Raw genomic sequence first — 342 nt, 5'->3', positions numbered from 1 at the left:
CTGTTACACAGATAACGGCATCAGGATTTTTACGGATTGCACGACGAATCACTTGTCGGCTTTTTTTATCGCCTGTATTTGTTACTGTACATGTATTTATGACATAAACATCTGAAGTTGCTTCAAAATCAACTTTTTCATAACCTTCATTATGAAACAGCTGCCAAATTGCTTCTGTTTCGTAATGATTTACTTTACAACCTAATGTATGAAAGGCAACAGTAGGCATTAATATCACCTCATTAATTCGAAATGGTACGAAATCGCAGCAAGCACATATAGCGATGCCGTTTCCGTACGTAATATCCGTGGTCCAAATCCACAGGCAATAGCACCTTGTTC

The 342-nt window shown here is 38.0% G+C and carries 1 protein-coding gene and 1 pseudogene; both read right to left on the bottom strand.

The window, feature by feature from the left end:
• A pseudogene (locus KH400_RS23120) lies at positions 1-229 on the bottom strand (tRNA (N(6)-L-threonylcarbamoyladenosine(37)-C(2))-methylthiotransferase MtaB); the annotation flags it as partial.
• Positions 230-234: 5 nt separating this feature from the next.
• Positions 235-342, bottom strand: a 108-nt coding sequence (locus KH400_RS25035) for a 16S rRNA (uracil(1498)-N(3))-methyltransferase (protein WP_312889349.1), incomplete at its 5' end; no start/stop codon positions are given.

Origin of the sequence: Desertibacillus haloalkaliphilus, from assembly GCF_019039105.1 — a bacterium.
Lineage (GTDB): Bacteria > Bacillota > Bacilli > Bacillales > KJ1-10-99 > Desertibacillus > Desertibacillus haloalkaliphilus.
The sequence above is the reverse complement of the archived record's forward strand: the minus strand, read 5'-3'. Positions and strand labels throughout refer to the sequence as shown.